This window comes from Bifidobacterium sp. POST2/T3 (B1), from assembly GCF_058197115.1.
The window spans coordinates 1-2,357 of sequence record NZ_JBVPQK010000395.1 but is presented as its reverse complement, the minus strand read 5'-3'; the positions used below and the strand labels follow the sequence as shown (position 1 = coordinate 2,357).

Below are 2,357 nucleotides of genomic sequence, written 5' to 3'. Positions count from 1 at the left end.
GGCACTGCCGGGCTCGCCTTCTGCGGGGTCCTTTTGGAGACCTCGCTCAACGTCACTTTTCCGGAGATGACCCAGTATTTCAAAACCGGGCTGGGCACAGTTCAATGGCTGACTACCGGCTATCTGCTGGTGGTAGCCTTGACGGTTCTAGCCGCTGCCTGGCTGGAGCATTCATTCACGACCCGCGCATTGATCCTAGCCAGCGTGGGAATATTCCTGGGTAGCGACCTGATGTGCATCCTTGCTCCATGCTTTCCCGTCCTTATGGCGGGACGCCTCCTGCAGGGCATCAGCACTGGTATTGCTCTTCCCTTGGTGTTCTCTCTGATCATGAAAAAGGTTCCCCTTCACATCCAGGGCCGTTACGTGGGCAGCGCCGGCATGGCGGTGGCACTGGCACCCTCCTTGGGTCCGACCTTTGGCGGAGCCGTTATCCAAGCCTTATCCTGGCGGGCCATCTTCCTGATCGTGCTGCCCATCGAGCTGGTATTCGGGATTATTGCCTTCATCTCAGTAGACAGGGAGACGGCCCATGTCGGTGCTTTCGCCTGGCTCCAGTTCCTTTTTCTGGGTGTCTTTCTGACCGGTCTGACCATAGGACTGAGCACCTTGGATGTGCATGGCCCTGTCACTTGGCTGTCCTTGTTCATTGGGGTTCTGGCACTTGTCGCAGGTGTCTGGACCCTTACGCACCAGCGCACCAGACTGATCAACATTGCGGTCTTCCGGAACCGTACTTTCACCCTTGCCTTGATCCTCTATTTCCTGGTCCAGTTTGTTCAGATCGGCCTGACGTTCATCCTGCCCAACATGGCCCAGTCCGTCCTGGGGGAGACCTCCACCGTTGCTGGCCTGCTTCTGCTGCCGGGGAGCTTGCTCTCTGCGCTCTGCCAGCCCGTCACAGGCGGCTATCTGGATGGCCATGGCCTGCGTGGACTGCTTGCGGTGGGAAGCACCGCCTTCTTCCTCTCGGCCTTAGGCTTCCTGGTCCTCAGCCGGCGCTTGTCCGTTCCGCTGATGGTTCTCCTCTACGCCTGCTACATGGTCGGTCAGGCCTGCGTCTTCAACAACCTGCTCACGGTTGGACTGCAGCATATCCCAGCCAAACTGGTGCCTGACGGTAATGCGCTCTTCAACACCCTTCAGCAGTATTCAGGCGCCGTCTCGACCGGCGTTCTGGCCGCCATCATCACGGGCATGCCCAAGGCCAGAGGGATTCATGCCGGCGCTCAGGCCTTCCAGTTCGGAGCCGTTTGGGCTTTCGTTTTCGTCTTTCTCATCGTCCTGGTCATCCTCCTGGTGGCCTGGTTCCTGGAGCGTAGCCTGGCCGGCCAGGATAAGAGCGAGATTCAGGTTGTATGACCTCTGATTCCCTCTGGAAGGCAGTAGTTTTAATTCAGCAATGAGATGCCGACCCAAACGGCCCAGCCAAGTGCAAGGACAAGGTAGGGCCACCAGTGCATGCGGGTGATGGCCACGAACTCCCGGATGAAGGCGGTCGGCCAGTAGTAGCCCTTGGTGTGTGAGCCGATTCCATCGGCATTCAGCCCGACCTTGCTGGCGTATTCGCTGGCCCGGAAGACGTGGTAGTCGCTGGTGACCAGGGCCACCCGGTAATGCTCGGGTCCGGTGCCCATCTCGTAACGGTTATCCAGAATCTGCTTGGAGTAGCGCAGATTCTCCAGGGTTGTGGTCGACCTGTCCTCCATGATGATGGCCTCGGCTGGCACCCCACAGGAGCTGCGCAAATACTGAGCCATGGCCCTGGCCTCGCTGATGGCCTCGTCGGGCCCCTGCCCACCTGAGACCACGAAGCGCCCGTTTCGTCCCTGTCGTTTCCAGAGGTCCACAGCCTTGTCCAGCCGTCCCCGGAGCAGAGGCGTAGGTTCTTCGCCGCGCAGGCCGGCTCCGTGGATGATGATGTAGTCGTAGCGACGCTTGCGGGGCAGCATCCTGTAAAAGTTCGAATAGAGCAGCAGGGCCAGGAAGGAGAAGAAGAACCAGGTGGCTTCCAGGTCGATCAGTCCGGCCAGCTTCTGCAGCCATGAGGGTGCGCCAAACCCAGCCAAGAGGGGTGAAAGAAGCATGTAGGCCACCACGGCCAGTGCAAGTAGGCCGGGCAGCAGAGTGGTCAGGGAGACCCCCTCGTGTCGGATGACGATGACCGTGTTGGCCAGCAGGAAGCAGATCACCAGCAGGGGAGCGGCGATGAGCAGGATGACCAGGGGCAGGATCAGCCAGCGCATGCCGAACTGCAGAAGAAGCGCTCCGCCCAGGGTCAGCAGCAGGAGCAGCAACCAGATGGCATTGCGGAACTGCCGTGGCTCCTTGTGCAGGTCCCAGAGGAAGAGCAGGCC

The 2,357-nt window shown here is 60.1% G+C and carries 2 protein-coding genes; one reads left to right on the top strand and one right to left on the bottom strand.

The genetic code is table 11. The features are described from left to right. On the top strand, positions 1-1,362 hold a 1,362-nt coding region (locus AC0AP0_RS12035), incomplete at its 5' end, for an MFS transporter (protein ID WP_490430640.1). Positions 1,363-1,391: 29 nt separating this feature from the next. On the opposite strand, the gene AC0AP0_RS12030 is transcribed toward AC0AP0_RS12035, so the two are convergent. Further along, the coding region (locus AC0AP0_RS12030; RefSeq protein WP_490430639.1) for a YdcF family protein at positions 1,392-2,357 on the bottom strand (966 nt) is incomplete at its 5' end.